At 48.5% G+C, this 14,172-nt stretch carries 15 protein-coding genes; 9 read left to right on the top strand and 6 right to left on the bottom strand.

Features of this window, described 5'->3' with window-relative positions; all coding sequences use genetic code 11:
* Positions 1 to 89: 89 nt before the first annotated feature.
* Positions 90 to 1,835 carry a right-handed parallel beta-helix repeat-containing protein gene (locus tag SB24_RS07885; RefSeq protein WP_039252805.1) on the bottom strand — a complete coding sequence of 582 codons (1,746 nt, stop codon included), beginning with the start codon at positions 1,833 to 1,835 and terminating at the stop codon, positions 90 to 92.
* A 278-nt stretch (positions 1,836 to 2,113) separates the two neighbouring features.
* Here SB24_RS07885 and SB24_RS07890 point away from each other — a divergent pair, with 278 nt between their 5' ends.
* Positions 2,114 to 3,592, top strand: a complete 1,479-nt coding sequence (locus tag SB24_RS07890) for a peptide MFS transporter (protein ID WP_012116786.1) — start codon at positions 2,114 to 2,116, stop codon at positions 3,590 to 3,592.
* Positions 3,593 to 3,640: 48 nt separating this feature from the next.
* Here the strand turns inward: SB24_RS07890 and SB24_RS07895 are convergent, their stop codons facing one another.
* From SB24_RS07895 to SB24_RS07910, 4 genes are read right to left on the bottom strand one after another with little or no spacing between them, the layout of a single operon-like run.
* Positions 3,641 to 4,102, bottom strand: a complete 462-nt coding sequence (locus SB24_RS07895) for a hypothetical protein (RefSeq protein WP_039252807.1) — start codon at positions 4,100 to 4,102, stop codon at positions 3,641 to 3,643.
* Positions 4,102 to 4,329: a non-oxidative hydroxyarylic acid decarboxylases subunit D gene (locus SB24_RS07900; RefSeq protein WP_007410250.1), complete on the bottom strand. Its 228-nt coding sequence runs from the start codon at positions 4,327 to 4,329 to the stop codon at positions 4,102 to 4,104. The genes SB24_RS07895 and SB24_RS07900 overlap by 1 nt, the downstream gene beginning before the upstream one ends.
* Positions 4,330 to 4,346: 17 nt before the next feature.
* Positions 4,347 to 5,768, bottom strand: coding sequence for a phenolic acid decarboxylase BsdC (gene bsdC, locus SB24_RS07905; protein ID WP_039252809.1), 1,422 nt, complete (start codon positions 5,766 to 5,768; stop codon positions 4,347 to 4,349).
* Positions 5,769 to 5,770: 2 nt separating this feature from the next.
* Positions 5,771 to 6,385 carry a non-oxidative hydroxyarylic acid decarboxylases subunit B gene (locus SB24_RS07910; protein ID WP_094032062.1) on the bottom strand — a complete coding sequence of 205 codons (615 nt, stop codon included), beginning with the start codon at positions 6,383 to 6,385 and terminating at the stop codon, positions 5,771 to 5,773.
* 91 nt (positions 6,386 to 6,476) lie between these two features.
* Between SB24_RS07910 and SB24_RS07915 the strand changes: the two genes are divergently transcribed.
* From SB24_RS07915 to SB24_RS07940, 6 genes are all read left to right on the top strand, one after another.
* The gene (locus tag SB24_RS07915; protein WP_015416796.1) at positions 6,477 to 7,349 is read left to right on the top strand and encodes a LysR family transcriptional regulator; all 873 of its coding nucleotides are present in this window, start codon (positions 6,477 to 6,479) and stop codon (positions 7,347 to 7,349) included.
* A 128-nt stretch (positions 7,350 to 7,477) separates the two neighbouring features.
* The gene (gene tcyA, locus SB24_RS07920; RefSeq protein ID WP_015416795.1) at positions 7,478 to 8,275 is read left to right on the top strand and encodes a cystine ABC transporter substrate-binding lipoprotein TcyA; all 798 of its coding nucleotides are present in this window, start codon (positions 7,478 to 7,480) and stop codon (positions 8,273 to 8,275) included.
* Entirely contained in the window at positions 8,262 to 8,966 is a 705-nt protein-coding gene (locus SB24_RS07925) for an amino acid ABC transporter permease (RefSeq protein WP_003156375.1), read from the top strand. The genes tcyA and SB24_RS07925 overlap by 14 nt, the downstream gene beginning before the upstream one ends.
* A gap of 12 nt (positions 8,967 to 8,978) precedes the next feature.
* The gene (tcyC, locus tag SB24_RS07930) at positions 8,979 to 9,722 is read left to right on the top strand and encodes a cystine ABC transporter ATP-binding protein TcyC (RefSeq protein WP_007410246.1); all 744 of its coding nucleotides are present in this window, start codon (positions 8,979 to 8,981) and stop codon (positions 9,720 to 9,722) included.
* Between the two features lie 81 nt (positions 9,723 to 9,803).
* Entirely contained in the window at positions 9,804 to 10,451 is a 648-nt protein-coding gene (locus SB24_RS07935; protein ID WP_082020261.1) for a YczE/YyaS/YitT family protein, read from the top strand.
* Between the two features lie 97 nt (positions 10,452 to 10,548).
* Positions 10,549 to 11,223 carry a 4'-phosphopantetheinyl transferase family protein gene (locus SB24_RS07940; RefSeq protein WP_039252813.1) on the top strand — a complete coding sequence of 225 codons (675 nt, stop codon included), beginning with the start codon at positions 10,549 to 10,551 and terminating at the stop codon, positions 11,221 to 11,223.
* On the opposite strand, the gene SB24_RS07945 is transcribed toward SB24_RS07940, so the two are convergent.
* Positions 11,218 to 12,528, bottom strand: a complete 1,311-nt coding sequence (locus SB24_RS07945) for an aminotransferase-like domain-containing protein (protein ID WP_039252814.1) — start codon at positions 12,526 to 12,528, stop codon at positions 11,218 to 11,220. The two genes, SB24_RS07940 and SB24_RS07945, sit on opposite strands and share 6 nt — an antisense overlap.
* A gap of 118 nt (positions 12,529 to 12,646) precedes the next feature.
* Here SB24_RS07945 and SB24_RS07950 point away from each other — a divergent pair, with 118 nt between their 5' ends.
* Both SB24_RS07950 and SB24_RS07955 read left to right on the top strand, forming a co-directional pair.
* Positions 12,647 to 13,609: a DMT family transporter gene (locus SB24_RS07950; protein ID WP_077392020.1), complete on the top strand. Its 963-nt coding sequence runs from the start codon at positions 12,647 to 12,649 to the stop codon at positions 13,607 to 13,609.
* Positions 13,606 to 14,145: a YcxB family protein gene (locus SB24_RS07955; RefSeq protein ID WP_007410241.1), complete on the top strand. Its 540-nt coding sequence runs from the start codon at positions 13,606 to 13,608 to the stop codon at positions 14,143 to 14,145. Before SB24_RS07950 ends, SB24_RS07955 begins: the two co-directional genes overlap by 4 nt.
* Positions 14,146 to 14,172: the final 27 nt, after the last annotated feature.

Raw genomic sequence — 14,172 nt, forward strand, 5'->3', positions numbered from 1 at the left:
GCGCACGGCTGTATTGTGTCAAAAAAGAACACATCCCTCCTTCTTTCGGAGTTCATGTGTTCTTTTTATTTTTCCGATGCAGATTGTTTTCAGATGACGATATTTCCGCTGTCCGTATCTGTCGCGTGTTTCACAATGACGCCTTTGATAATGCGGTTGCCGATGATTTTAGTACTTGCGGAGGAATTGGTTTGGATGGCGGAAGCAGAAGCGGCGGAAAGGTTGTTGATGGTATTGCCCGACACGAGGGAATTGGAGGCTCCGTTCAGATAAATGCCGATCGGGCTGCCCGCCGTTCGGTTGATCGTGAGCGTATTGTCTATGACTTCATGCGTGCCTGAATTCAGATACACGGTAACGATGAGTGGTGATGATTCAAAGCGGTTGCTGATGACAGAGGTCCCCGAGGATGTTGAACTGAATACGGGATAGTTTTTATAGTTCTTAAAGAGATTGCCTTTGATGACAGCCCTTGCGTCATTTGTCACAGATACGGCATAGGACTCCGCGGCGCCCTGATACGCATTCGGAATCAGCGTATTTCCTTCAATAACGGCATTTCCGCCTGTGACCCATATGCCCCGGCTGAACGATTTCAGCACATTTTGTTTTACGGTGATATTGCCGGCCGACATGCTGATTCCGTCCGTTACCTGATTTAGAGTATTATTCATAAAGACGGCGTTTTCCGACAGCGTCGCCCGCATCCCCGTGCTTCGTCTCGTTTCGGAACGTCCGTTTTCAATGACATTGCCGTCAACGGTCACATCTTCCGCTTGATAGACGGAAATGCCCGTATTTTCAAATTGACTGATTTTGTTATGGGTGACGAGGACGCTTTTTCCCCTTACATCTATTCCGGTGGAAAAACCGGTAATCAGATTGTTGGAAATGACGGCATTGCTGCTGTCCTGCCCCTGTGACACACCTTGTCCGGCGACTGCGGTTCTTGAGCCGCCATCTGACCGAAAGAAGACATTCCCCGAAATGACGGTATGTGCCCCATACCCGTAGCTGATTGTGTTATCGGAATGATTTCCTTCAATTAACACATTATATCCGTTAAAATTGGTGACTGAGCTTGCGGCGTTTCCGGAAAAGAAGTTGTTGCGTACCGTAATATGAAGAGCTTCTTCATAATCAATATCGCCTTCTCCGTACGATTCAATATCGATTCCGAATTTCGGAGCCGTTCCGTTCCCTTGCCCGGCGTCTTCAATCACGCATTCTTCCACCGTAACGGTATTGCAGCCGGTGATTGAAATGTTGTTTCGCCTTGACTGCCTGATCTCACAGCGGCGGATGGTCACCTGTTCTGAAGTTTCGTAATCACTGTTTGTTTTTAACCCGAGCGGGCTGACAATAATGCCGTCTCCCGTAAAATCCGAAATCTTCACATTTTCGATCAGCACATTGCTGCTGCCTTCAATACAGATTCCAAATCCCCATTCATGGGTCGAACGCAAAGGGACATTGGTATACGTGTGTTCATCCCGTTCGCCGATGATCCGGCCGCCGGTGATGGTGACATTTTCCCGCCTGCCTATATAGAAAGCCGAGTAGCCCCAAGAGCTGTTCGGCGCCACTTTAATCGTGCATTCCGGATCTAAAACGATGGTGAGATGGCTCGGCACGTTAATCCCGGCGTTCCGAAACGGCTGGCTGCTGTCCCCGCCAAGCGTGCCGTTGATTTTATACGTTCCCGGCGGAAAAAACACCGTATGACAGCCTTCGCTGACGGCCTTGGCCAAGCATTGGTTGATGGCGCCCGTCACATCGGTTTTTCCGTCTGCCGCCACACCGCAATCCGTAATATCCAATATACGATTCGGCAAGTGATAATCTCCTCCTTCCTCTCTTATTGTCATCTTATTCCGCCATATCCCGCTCCGCCTGTACATACTTTAAATTTTATTAAAAAAGTTTATAAAGATAGTTTAGTCAGATAATATAACAAAATAAGTCATTGGAATTAGGAAAATTCGTCTATATTCAACGTTTTAATATCTTTTCATTCTGGAATTTTTTGAATTCAGTATAAATTATATTGACACAAGTATTATATAAGAATATGATTTTTGTAATACACTTTTTTAAGAAAGGGTTGGCTCAGGTGGCATCTATTGATAAGGACTCTATAACAGAAACTGTGCCGCAACGAGGCTTTTTCGGTCATCCCCGCGGCTTGTTCACACTGTTTTTCACCGAATTTTGGGAGCGTTTCTCCTACTATGGTATGAGAGCCATATTGCTTTACTATTTATACACGGAAGTCGCTCATGGCGGTCTCGGCTTTGATAAAACGACCGCAGTTGCCATCATGTCCATATACGGGTCTCTCGTATACATGTCGAGCGTCATCGGCGGATGGCTGGCCGACCGGGTATTCGGCACGGCAAACACCGTATTTTACGGCGGAATTTTAATTATGTTCGGGCACATCGCTCTTGCCTTCCCTGGCAGCACGGCGGCGTTTTTTACCAGCATGGCTCTGATCATTATCGGAACCGGCCTGCTTAAACCAAACGTATCCAGCGTTGTCGGAGATTTATATACGAAGGAAGACGAGCGCCGCGACTCAGGTTTCAGCATCTTTTACATGGGGATCAACCTCGGCGGATTGCTTGCGCCGCTAATTGTCGGAACACTCGGACAGAAGTACAACTACCACTTAGGCTTCGGATGCGCCGCGGCCGGTATGTTCCTCGGACTGATTGTTTTCGCTCTTACGAGAAAGAAATACCTCGGCAAAGCAGGCTCCAATGTACCGAATCCGATTTCTAAATCATCAGTGATCGGCACGGGAATCGGAGTGGTCATCGCAGCAGCCGTTATCATCGTTCTGATTCAAACCGGCTGGCTGACGATCCAGCGTGTGATTGATACGGTTAGTATCCTCGGCATTGTTATTCCGGTTATTTACTTTATCGTGATGTTCACGAGCAAAAAAGCGACGAAAACGGAAAAATCACGGCTTGCGGCTTATGTTCCGCTGTTTGTTGCAGCGGCAATGTTCTGGGCGATTCAGGAGCAGGGCGCGACGATTCTTGCTTTATATGCGGATCAGCGCACGAGACTTTCCTTTGCGGGCATGCATCTTGAGTCTTCATGGTTCCAGTCTCTGAACCCATTATTCATCGTTATTTTCGCGCCGGTGTTCGCCTGGATCTGGATGAAGCTCGGCAAACGCCAGCCTTCAACACCGATTAAATTCGCGATCGGCATTATCCTTGCCGGATTATCATTTTTAGTCATGGTGCTTCCGGTTATGGGCGGGAGCGGCGAGCTTGTGAGCCCGCTTTGGCTTGTGCTCAGCTTCCTTTTGGTTGTGCTTGGTGAGCTTTGCCTTTCACCGGTCGGTTTATCCGTCACAACGAAACTTGCGCCTGCCGCTTTCTCAGCGCAGACGATGAGCATGTGGTTTTTAACAAACGCCTGCGGTCAAGCCCTGAACGCAAAAGTAGTCGGTTTGTTTGATAAGATTTCTGAAGCGGCCTACTTCGGCTCAATCGGTCTTGTTTCGATCATTCTCGGTATTATTTTGATTCTTCTGTCTCCCGTCATTAAACGGGCGATGAAAGGCGTTCAATAACAGATAAAGAAAAGCCTGCGGAATCGTCCGCAGGCTTTTTTGATGCGTCTATTGTTTTAACTCCTCAAGCGTTTCTCTCCATCTCTTCAAGACATCTTCCGGTTCGTGGAGCTGGATGGCCGGTCCGGATGTCAGATCCGCGTATTTCGCCCGATCTTCCTTGACGGTGATCACCCGGCAGCTGAACCGTTCCCGCTCGTGTTTCGCCTCTTTCAGCGGCGGAAGCGCCTCACATTCCAATGTGACGTAATATGCGGCTCCTCCGTGCCAGGCGATGAAAAGAGCTTGTCCCGAATGCAGAAGGCTTCTTACGGTCGTCGTGTTTTTCCATAAGGCAAGCCGGAGATTTGTTCTGCTCACGGCCACGATTTCACCGGCGCTGATCATGGCCGCGTGCGGACGGCCTTCTTTTGTCACGGATTGGAGCACAAATGCGTCGTGCTGCTTTTTTTCAAGCTCCGTCCCGTCTAAAAGCGTGTAAAGCGCCTCCGGCAAGTGCTCCGTCAGCATTACGCTTTTCTTTCCGGAACAGCGGGAACATGTGCGGCCGTCTCCGTTTCTTTCGGATCGATTTTAAATGCCGGGTTGAATGCCGCCGGATTCGTGATGCTTTCCGGTTCACAGGATCTCCATGTGAAAAAGCAGGTTTGACATTGGTAAATTTCCCAGGCACCTTTGACCGGCGATTGGCTGACGGTTTCTCCTTTTTTCGATTCACAGCGCGGGCATGTTTTCATTGCAACCTCATCCTTTCTTATTGATTCATTAAGTCCATCAGTTTTTGTTCCCACTCTTTCGTTGTCAGCGGAGAATCAAGCGGCTGCGAATAATGGCCTCTTGTTTCCGGCGCGACAGGCGTCGTGGCGTCAAGAATCATTTTGTGTGTCATCCCTGTCGGATCAGACCCCGGGTCAAGCGGAAGGACAGACAGGTCAGGAATGATGACTGCATCGTGTTTCGGATGCATTTTCGTTGAGAGCGCCCACATGACTTGCGGCAGGTTAAACGGATCGACATCCTCATCCACGACAATGACCATTTTGCAGTAGCCGAGTCCGTGCGGCGTGGTCAGGGCGCGCATGCCGACCGCCTTGGCAAATCCGCCGTAGCGCGTTTTCGTTGAAATGATGGCGATCAGGCCGTGCGTATACATCGCGTTCACGGCGACAATCTCGTTCGGATAAGCTTCCTTGAGCTGCTGGTAAAGCGGCACGCACGTATTAATGCCGATCATATAATCGCACTCCGTCCACGGCATGCCTAAGTATAAATGTTCAAAAATCGGATTGTTTCTATGATATACCCGTTTGATTTTGATCACCGGCATGCTGCGGCCGCCTGAATAATGGCCCGTGAACTCACCGAAAGGTCCTTCGTATTCCCGTTCTCCCGCAAGGATCTCTCCTTCCAGAACGACTTCAGCGCCCCAAGGGATGTCTAAATCAGACAATTTAGATTTGACGATTCTGTAGGGCTCCCCTTGAATCGCGCCGGCCATTTCATACTCGGATTGATCGTATAACAGCGGAGTTGACGCAGCTGTCGTAATCACCGGCTCACAGCCCAGCGCGATCGTAACGGGAAGATTCACGCCGCGTTCTTCAGCTTGGCGAAGATGAATCGCAATATCATGCTGAGGCACGGGCTGAATGCCGAGGCGGTCTTTTCCCTTTACCTGCATTCTGTAAATGCCGACATTCTGCTTGCCGAAATTGTCCGGATCTTCAAGATCGCGGGAAATGACACACGCTTTATCCAAATAGTAGCCGCCGTCCCCCTGGTTGATTCTGAATAGCGGAAGGATGTCAAATAGATTGATATCTTCCGTTATTTCATTTTCATGAAACGGCGCGGTTTCTTCCCGTTTGACCGGCACCGGATATGCATCGTACCGTTTGGCGAACTCAAAGAATTGTTCCTTTACCGGCGTATCTTTCGGCATGCCGAGCATCATCGCGTGATTCGGCCACGAGCCGATGACATTCAGAGCCACCTGCGCATGGTGATGTCCGTAAATATTGTTAAACAAAAGCGCAGGGGTTTTATCCCCGAGATTGCTGGCTGCACGCGCGGCGGCGCCCAGATCTGGCTCCGGTTTCACCTCTTCGTTGACTGTTAAGAGCTGCCCTTCTTTTTCAAGAGCGGCGAGAAATTCCCTAAAATCCTGATAGGCCATTATCAGATTCCTCCTTTTTGTTTTTCAATTCCGTACCACCGTTTCGCTTCCGGCAGACGGATGCCGAACTGATCGAGCGTCCGGAACACAATATGGTCTATCAATTCATCCATGTCAGCCGGCTTGTTATAAAATGCCGGCATCGGCGGAAGAATGACGGAACCCATTTTTGTAAGCGCTAGCATATTTTCTAAATGAATTTGGCTGAGCGGCGTTTCTCTTGTCAGCAGCACAAGTTTTTTCCGCTCCTTCAAGATGACGTCAGCCGCCCTTGTCAGCAGATTGTCAGCCATTCCGGTGCGGATGCTTGCCAGTGATTTCATGCTGCACGGAGCGATGATCATCCCGTCCGTTTCAAACGAACCGCTTGAAATCGCCGCGGCTTGGTCTTTGTGAGAATACGTATAGGATGCGAGTTTCTCGACATCTTTTAACGTATAATCGGTTTCATGTGTAATGGTGACATTTGCCCAAGGAGACACGACAAGATGGGTTTCGATCTCCGCGGCTTTTAAATATTCTAAAAGCCTGATCCCGAATATGGCTCCCGTTGCCCCGGTCATTCCGATGACGAGCTTCATATCGACCCCTCCTTTACGCTTGAAATGTGGTGTCAAAACCATCATACTCCTGATATATCCATATGAAAAATATTCGTTAAATCTATGTATCATACCTTAAAGGTATAACAGAAAGGAGCGCGTTCTCATGGATATCCGGCAATTGCGTTATTTCATCACCATTGCCCAAGAGCAGAAAATCACGACGGCCGCCAAAAAGCTTCATATGGCACAGCCGCCTTTAAGCAGACAGCTGAAACAGCTCGAAGAAGAATTGGGCGTCATTCTGTTTGACCGCAATAAAAAGAAACACATGACCCTTACATATGAAGGAAATGTCTTTTTGAAAAGAGCGAAAGAGATTCTTCATAAGTTTGAGGATGCCATTATCGAGGTACAAGAGCTGAAGGAGGAGGTGGCCGGCACACTTGCCGTCGGGTCAACCATTTACTGCGCAGCCCTCATGCTTGAGAAAGTGTCACAGATGAAAGAGCGGTTTCCCCATCTCACCTTTAACATTTGGGAAGATGAGCCCGTCTCACTGCTCGAGCTTCTGGAAACCCGGCAGATTGACGCCGCCGTGACCACCACCTTGATTAAAAACGACGGCATTGAATCGAAGGAGCTTGAAGACATTCCGTGTGTATTGGTGCTGTCCGAGCATTCAAAACGACTGTGCGGAGAAACGATTAAACTGAATGACATCGCCTCTTTGCCTTTGATCCTTTTGCGCACCGTCAATGGAAGAGGTGTGTATGACCAAGTCCTCCAAGTTTGTGAACAGTACGGTCTCGACCTTCAGGTTGTCTGTGAATGCCATGACTCCGCGACGCTCTTGAGCCTCGTATCATCAGGATTCGGCGCCACAATTCTGCCTTTGACGATGATTCCCGTCCATATGCGCTCGCATGTCAAAACGGTTATCATCGAAGACAACCCGTTTGTCATGACACCGGCCGTCATCTGGAGAAAAGACAGCTATCTGCCGAAGCCGGTCAGACAGTTTTTGGAATTATTTTGATCCGGAACACGAAGAATTCCCGCTTATGAAAACCAATTACTTGACTCATACTAAAAAAAAGTTATCCTTTACAATTGGGAGCTATTTTTTCTCAATAAAACTACTCAGAAAAGTGGGGAATAAAGAAGATGAAAAAAGCATTATTCGCTTTGTTCATGATGGTCAGCATCGCAATGCTTGCAGCCTGCGGAAACTCACAGGACAGCGGATCTAAGTCAAAAGACGGCGATCTTTGGGCTTCTGTCAAGAAAAAAGGCGTACTGACCGTCGGCACAGAAGGAACGTACGAACCGTTTACCTTCCATGATAAAAAGAGTGACAAACTGACCGGATATGATGTTGAAGTGATTCAAGAAGTCGCGAAACGCCTCGATCTGAAAGCTGACTTCAAAGAAACGCAATGGGACAGCATGTTTGCCGGATTAAACGCGAAACGGTTTGACGTCGTTGCCAACCAAGTCGGCAAAACGGGCCGTGAGAACCAATATGATTTTTCGGATAAATACACAACGTCAAATGCAGTCGTCGTGACGAAAAAAGACAGCACGATTGCGAAAGAGGCTGATGTCAAAGGAAAAACAGCGGCTCAGTCATTAACAAGCAATTACAATAAATTAGCGAAAGAAGCCGGCGCGAAAATTGAAGGCGTTGAAGGCATGGCGCAATCCCTTCAGCTCATTCAGCAGGGCCGCGCTGATCTGACTTACAACGATAAGCTTGCCGTACTGAACTACTTAAAAACGTCCGGCAATAAAAACGTGAAAATCGCGTTTGAAGCAGGCCAGCCGCAGCAGACGTATTTCGCATTCCGAAAAGGAAGCGGCGAACTTGTGACTCACGTCAACAAGGCGTTAAAAGAAATGAAAGAGGACGGGACTCTTTCTAAAATAGCGAAAAAATGGTTCGGCGAAGATGTTTCTAAGTAACATGCCGGAACCCGTGATTGCAACAGCCATTCCTTGGGATCTGGTGCAGCAGTCATTCTGGCCGATTCTTTCCGGGGGAATCTATTACTCGATTCCCCTTACCATTCTTTCCTTTATTTTCGGGATGATCATCGCGCTGATTACGGCGCTCGCCAGAATGTCAAATATGAAACCATTGAGATGGGTGTTCAGCGTATACGTATCAGCGGTGCGCGGCACTCCTCTTCTCGTTCAATTGTTCATCATTTTTTATCTGTTCCCGACATTTAATATTACGCTGGACCCTTTCCCAAGCGCAGTCATCGCGTTTTCATTAAACGTGGGCGCCTACGCTTCTGAAATCATCCGGGCATCTATTTCATCCGTGCCGAAAGGGCAATGGGAAGCCGGTTATACGATCGGCATGACCTATCGCAAGACATTGTTCCGCGTGATCCTGCCGCAGGCGTTTCGCGTGTCCATTCCGCCATTATCAAATACATTTATCAGCCTGATCAAGGATACATCTCTCGCGTCACAGATTCTCGTCGCGGAGTTGTTCAGAAAAGCGCAGGAAATCGGCGCGCAAAACCTTGATCAAATCTTGGTCATCTATATTGAAGCCGCCTTTATTTATTGGATCATCTGCTTCTTGCTGTCAATCGTACAACACGTGATCGAACGGCGTCTCGACCGTTATGTGGCCAAATAAGGAGGTTTCGATATGCTTTCCGTCAAAGGATTAAATAAATCATTCGGACAGAATGAAATTTTAAAAAAGATAGATATGGAGATAGAAAAAGGGAAAGTCATCGCCATTCTGGGGCCGTCCGGTTCAGGAAAAACGACGCTTCTGCGCTGTCTGAACGCGCTTGAGATTCCCAATCGCGGCGAGCTGGCATTCTCCGATTTTTCAATAGATTTCTCCAAAAAAGTGAAGCAGGCTGATATTCTTCGCCTCCGCCGCAAATCAGGCATGGTCTTTCAGGCGTATCATCTGTTTCCTCACCGCACGGCGCTTGAAAACGTCATGGAAGGACCCGTTCAAGTGCAAAAACGCGACAAGGAGCAAGTCAGAAAAGAAGCGATGGAGCTTCTGGAAAAAGTCGGACTGAAAGACAAAATGGATTTATATCCGTTCCAGCTTTCCGGCGGTCAGCAGCAGCGTGTCGGCATCGCCCGCGCGCTTGCGATTCAGCCCGAGCTGATGCTGTTTGACGAACCGACGTCAGCGCTTGATCCGGAGCTGGTCGGCGAGGTGCTCAAAGTGATTAAGGATCTGGCGAACGAAGGCTGGACGATGGTCGTCGTCACCCATGAAATCAAATTCGCGCAGGAAGTGGCCGATGAAGTCATCTTCATTGACGGCGGCGTCATTGTGGAACAAGGACCGCCGGAGCAAATTTTCTCCGCGCCGAAAGAAGAACGCACGCAGCGGTTTTTAAATCGTATACTGAATCCTTTGTAGGAGCGGGAGAAGAAGCGAAACACTGATTTCGCTTCTTCTTTTTTTTGGCGGTTATGCTACAATGACAATTAATGAAATTTTATGAAAGAAGGGGCCTCTTTGAAGCGGGAATTCTTGATGCGCTGGACGTTTTATTTTGCCGGTCTGTTAATTTTGTCTTTCGGGGTATCGTTAACCATTAAAGGAAAAGCTCTCGGCATCAGCCCTTGGGATGCCTTTCATTATGGGCTTTTTCAGCATTTCGGGTTTTCTGTCGGCCAATGGTCCATCGTGGTCGGCGCAGTCATCGTGGCTTTAACCTGCCTGTTCACAAGGACACTCCCGAAAATCGGCGCTATCTTAAACATGGTGCTGATGGGAATGTTTATTGATTTCTTTTCGTTTCTGCTTCCTGAGACGCACGCTTTTTCCTTAGCGGCCGTGTTTTTTTCTATCGGATTGCTGCTGATCGGCTGCGGCGTCGGTATTTACGTATCAGCAGGGCTCGGCGCGGGCCCCCGGGACTCTCTGATGATGCTGATATCTGAAAAAACGGGCTGGAACGTGCAATGGGTGCGGAACGGCATTGAGCTGACGATTCTTGCCGCAGCCTGGATGATGGGCGGACCTATCGGTGCCGGAACCATTATTACGGCTGTTTTGACGGGGCTGATTCTGCGTTTTTCTTTGCCGCAGTCCTCTAAACTGTTAACATACGCGATCTCCGGGCGGGCAACGTCCGTTCATTAAAAACAAAGCCGAAACGGTTTTGTTTTTTTATTTTCGGACAGCTTTCGTCTGATATGATAGGATGGTTTTGACAATATTTTCAGACGGAGGATCGGACATGAAGATTTACGGAGTATATATGGACCGCCCGCTTTCTGCAGGGGAAGAGGATCGGATGATGGCGGCCGTGTCCGCCGAAAAGCGGGAAAAATGCCGGCGCTTTTACCATAAGGAGGATGCTCACCGCACCTTGATCGGCGACATGCTGATCCGCACCGCTGCGGCGAAGGCTTACGGACTTGATCCGGCCGGAATTTCATTCAGCGTTCAGGAATACGGAAAGCCGTACATCCCCGCGCTTCCGGACATGCACTTTAATATTTCCCACTCCGGTCGCTGGATCGTGTGCGCCGTTGATTCAAAACCGATCGGCATTGATATTGAAAAAATGAAGCCCGGCACGGTTGATATCGCCAAACGGTTTTTTTCGCCGACGGAATACAGTGATCTGCAAGCGAAACACCCCGATCAGCAGACCGATTATTTTTACCACCTGTGGTCGATGAAAGAAAGCTTTATCAAACAGGCCGGAAAAGGGCTTTCCCTGCCGCTTGATTCATTCAGCGTCCGCCTCAAAGACGACGGCCATGTGTCCATTGAACTTCCGGACGGACATGAACCTTGTTTCATCCGCACATATGAGGCGGACGAGGAGTATAAGCTGGCCGTTTGTGCGGCGCATCCCGATTTTTGTGACGGGATTGAGATGAAAACGTATGAAGAGCTGTTATAAGCAATCCGTCAGCATTTTGATGCCTCGCGTGATATCCCCTGTCTTGACGTTGGACACGTTGAGTTTGATGATATTTTCTTTCGGAAAATCCGATAGGTAATGGCTCTCAATCGGCTCCACCAGCACGCCTTGCGCTTTCAGACGCTGCACAACTCTTGAAGCGGAAAGGCTTTTCTCCAGCACGAGATGGGTATGGATCGACGTTTGCTTTACAGAAAAACCGCCGTACTCCTGCAGCGCGTTTTGGAGCAGCTCGGAACGTGCTCTGTAAGAGGCCCGGATTTTTTCTTTATGCCTTTTGAACATGCCGCTTTTGATATACACTTCAAGGGCCGCTTGGGATATCATCGAACAGTCGATATCGCTCAGCTTTTTATACGTATGGAAAACCGGGGCCAGCGAATCCGGGAGCACAGCCGCTCCAACACGCAGCCCCGGAAAAATCATTTTCGAAAAGCTTTTCAAATAAATCACGCGGGAAGACAGATCGTAGGCGTACAGCGGGTCTGCCTTCTGATTGTCCTCTAAATCTCCTAGGAAATCATCCTCAACCAAATAAACGTCATACGCCTCCGCTAATCGGACAAGCTCTCGTTTTTGCCATTCTGTCAGAGAGCTGCCGAGCGGATTATGAAATCGGGGCATCGTGTAAAAAAACTTAATTTCCTCCGTCTGAAACAGCCGCTCGACTTCCGCCATATCAAGCCCCTCAGCCGTCCGTTTAATGCCGCAGGCGGGAAGGCGCAGCGCTTCAAGCTGCTCCACCATCAGATGATAGCCCGGCTGTTCGATTAAAATCTTCTTTTTTCCGTTCGGAAACGGCATCAGAGACAGCAGGGATAACGCCTGCTGCACACCCGAGGTGATAAAAATGTTCCGCTCTTTTGCAAATACCTGATAATCGGATAACAGCCTCTGAAGCACCCGGATTAAAGACGGAAGCCCCTGCGGCGTGCCGTAAATGAACAAATCATTTTTATACATATCAATGGCTTTGTTGATGCAATGCTGAAAGTCGCGGTACGGAAAAATATCAGGGTCCGGCGCCGAGGCTGCAAAATCAATGATACCTGTTTGTTCTCGCTCCTGCTTTTTTTCATTTTTAATAAGATAGTAGCCGCTTTTCGGCACGGCATAAATAATGTGCCGTTTTTCAAGCTCCTGAAGCGCACGGATGACGGTGCTTTTACTGACGTGAAAACGCTCGGCCAGCTGCCTGATAGAAGGCAGCCGCGCCCCTTCCTGAAAAGTGCCGCCTTCAATGAGACTCTCCACTTCTATCATCACGTTCATATACTTTTCCATGCTGAACCTCCATCTGTACCGGTACAGTTTATCATTATTCTCATTGTACTGCTTCTTCCCTTCCCATACAATAAAAGGGAGCGGCCGGCGCTCGATCTCATTAAAGGAGTTCGTAAGGATGATTAATCAAAACCGTTTGGCTGCTGCTTACCTCGCTGCCATTTTAAATGCGCTGATTATCGGTTTTTCCTTTATATTTGTCAAGATTGCGCTTCAATCCGCCAATCCGTTTGATATATTGGCTCATCGGTTCACAGCGGCCTTCATCTGTGCAATGCTTCCTGTTTTATTCGGCTGGATCAAACTGTCCGTCAGCTGGAAGAATGTGCTGGCGATCTTGCCTTTGGCCCTTTTATATCCGGCTTTGTTTTTCAGTTTTCAGGCGTTCGGCCTTTTGTATTCTTCATCATCGGAAGCCGGTATCATTCAAGCCGCCATCCCGATTTTTACGATGCTGTTTTCGTCTTACTTTTTAAAGGAACGTCCGACATGGGCGCAAAAGGGATTCACATGCCTGTCAGTGGCCGGGGTGGTATTTATTTTCACAATGAAAGGGGTGTCCGCGGAATCGGCGAGTTTTAAAGGTGCTTTCCTGATCCTGTTGTCCGCGCTGTCCTCCGCCCTTTACAATACGGCAGCGAGACGCATGACCCAGCGTTTTTCATTGGGTGAGCTGACCTGGTGCATGTCTGCGATCGGCTTTGCTTCCTTCAACTGCATCGCTCTCTTCCGGCACGGAGCGGAAGGAACGATCGGGCAGTATTTTCTGCCCTTCCGCGATCCCGGTTTTATCGCAGCGATTCTGTATTTAGGCATTTTGTCTTCTCTCATTACATCATTGATGTCAAACTACGCGCTGTCCAAGATTGAAGCGTTTAAGATGAGCGCCTTTAACAATTTGTCCGTCATCGTGACGATGCTTGCGGGTGTCCTCGTTCTCCATGAGTCACTCCGCTGGTATCATATCGCCGGCGCCGTCTGTATCGTCATCGGAGTCTTGGGAAGCAATGCTTCAGGACGGCGGAAAAAAAGCATATTACGACATAGGGAAAAAATGAAAGGAAACGAAGAAGGAATATGATCAACACACGAAATGAAAATATCTATCTCGCGGGCTGCTTAACATTTGCCGATGTAAGAAAACACTTTGCTTATCACCAAGGAAAATCCGCGGCTGTCTGTTTTTTGATTATGCTGCTGGCTTCTGCCATCTGTTTTGAAATGAACGGCCCGGTTACAGGCGGCACATGGGGCGTCAGAGCTCTCCTGAATTTCCTTGCAGCTGTGATTCTCTCTTTGGCAGTCACGGTGATCGCAACGGCAATCTCATTCTTCCGTCTTTACAGAACATACAAAACGAATCAGCGGCTGAAATCTGCCAGAAGTATTACGATTCATCAGCTCGGAATCAGCCAAAAACAAAAAAACGCAAGCATTCTTTTTGAATGGGATGAACTGCTCTCGGCTAGGGAGCACAAAGATATGTTTCGATTACAAACATCGGGTTACGGAACACTTCTGCTGCCGAAACGACTTTTCTATTCGCAAAAAGATATCGCCGTTTTCAGGCAAATGCTCCGGGAAAATGTGAATGGGAAAGTAAATGTAACAGAATAAAAGACAAAAAGGAGGGTGTCCCCCTCC

The sequence above is a fragment of the Bacillus sp. Pc3 genome (genome assembly GCF_000815145.1).
Classification (GTDB): domain Bacteria; phylum Bacillota; class Bacilli; order Bacillales; family Bacillaceae; genus Bacillus; species Bacillus velezensis.

Bases quoted from the DNA above. Each gene is read 5' to 3' on its own strand.
- SB24_RS07915 (WP_015416796.1), top strand. From the start codon at position 6,477: ATGGATATCCGGCAATTGCGTTATTTCATCACCATTGCCCAAGAGCAG.
- SB24_RS07925 (WP_003156375.1), top strand. From the start codon at position 8,262: ATGTTTCTAAGTAACATGCCGGAACCCGTGATTGCAACAGCCATTCCT.
- SB24_RS07945 (WP_039252814.1), bottom strand. From the start codon at position 12,528: ATGGAAAAGTATATGAACGTGATGATAGAAGTGGAGAGTCTCATTGAA.
- tcyA (WP_015416795.1), top strand. From the start codon at position 7,478: ATGAAAAAAGCATTATTCGCTTTGTTCATGATGGTCAGCATCGCAATG.
- SB24_RS07895 (WP_039252807.1), bottom strand. From the start codon at position 4,102: ATGCTGACGGAGCACTTGCCGGAGGCGCTTTACACGCTTTTAGACGGG.
- SB24_RS07900 (WP_007410250.1), bottom strand. From the start codon at position 4,329: ATGAAAACATGCCCGCGCTGTGAATCGAAAAAAGGAGAAACCGTCAGC.
- SB24_RS07935 (WP_082020261.1), top strand. From the start codon at position 9,804: ATGAAAGAAGGGGCCTCTTTGAAGCGGGAATTCTTGATGCGCTGGACG.
- SB24_RS07950 (WP_077392020.1), top strand. From the start codon at position 12,647: ATGATTAATCAAAACCGTTTGGCTGCTGCTTACCTCGCTGCCATTTTA.
- bsdC (WP_039252809.1), bottom strand. From the start codon at position 5,768: ATGGCCTATCAGGATTTTAGGGAATTTCTCGCCGCTCTTGAAAAAGAA.
- tcyC (WP_007410246.1), top strand. From the start codon at position 8,979: ATGCTTTCCGTCAAAGGATTAAATAAATCATTCGGACAGAATGAAATT.
- SB24_RS07955 (WP_007410241.1), top strand. From the start codon at position 13,606: ATGATCAACACACGAAATGAAAATATCTATCTCGCGGGCTGCTTAACA.
- SB24_RS07940 (WP_039252813.1), top strand. From the start codon at position 10,549: ATGAAGATTTACGGAGTATATATGGACCGCCCGCTTTCTGCAGGGGAA.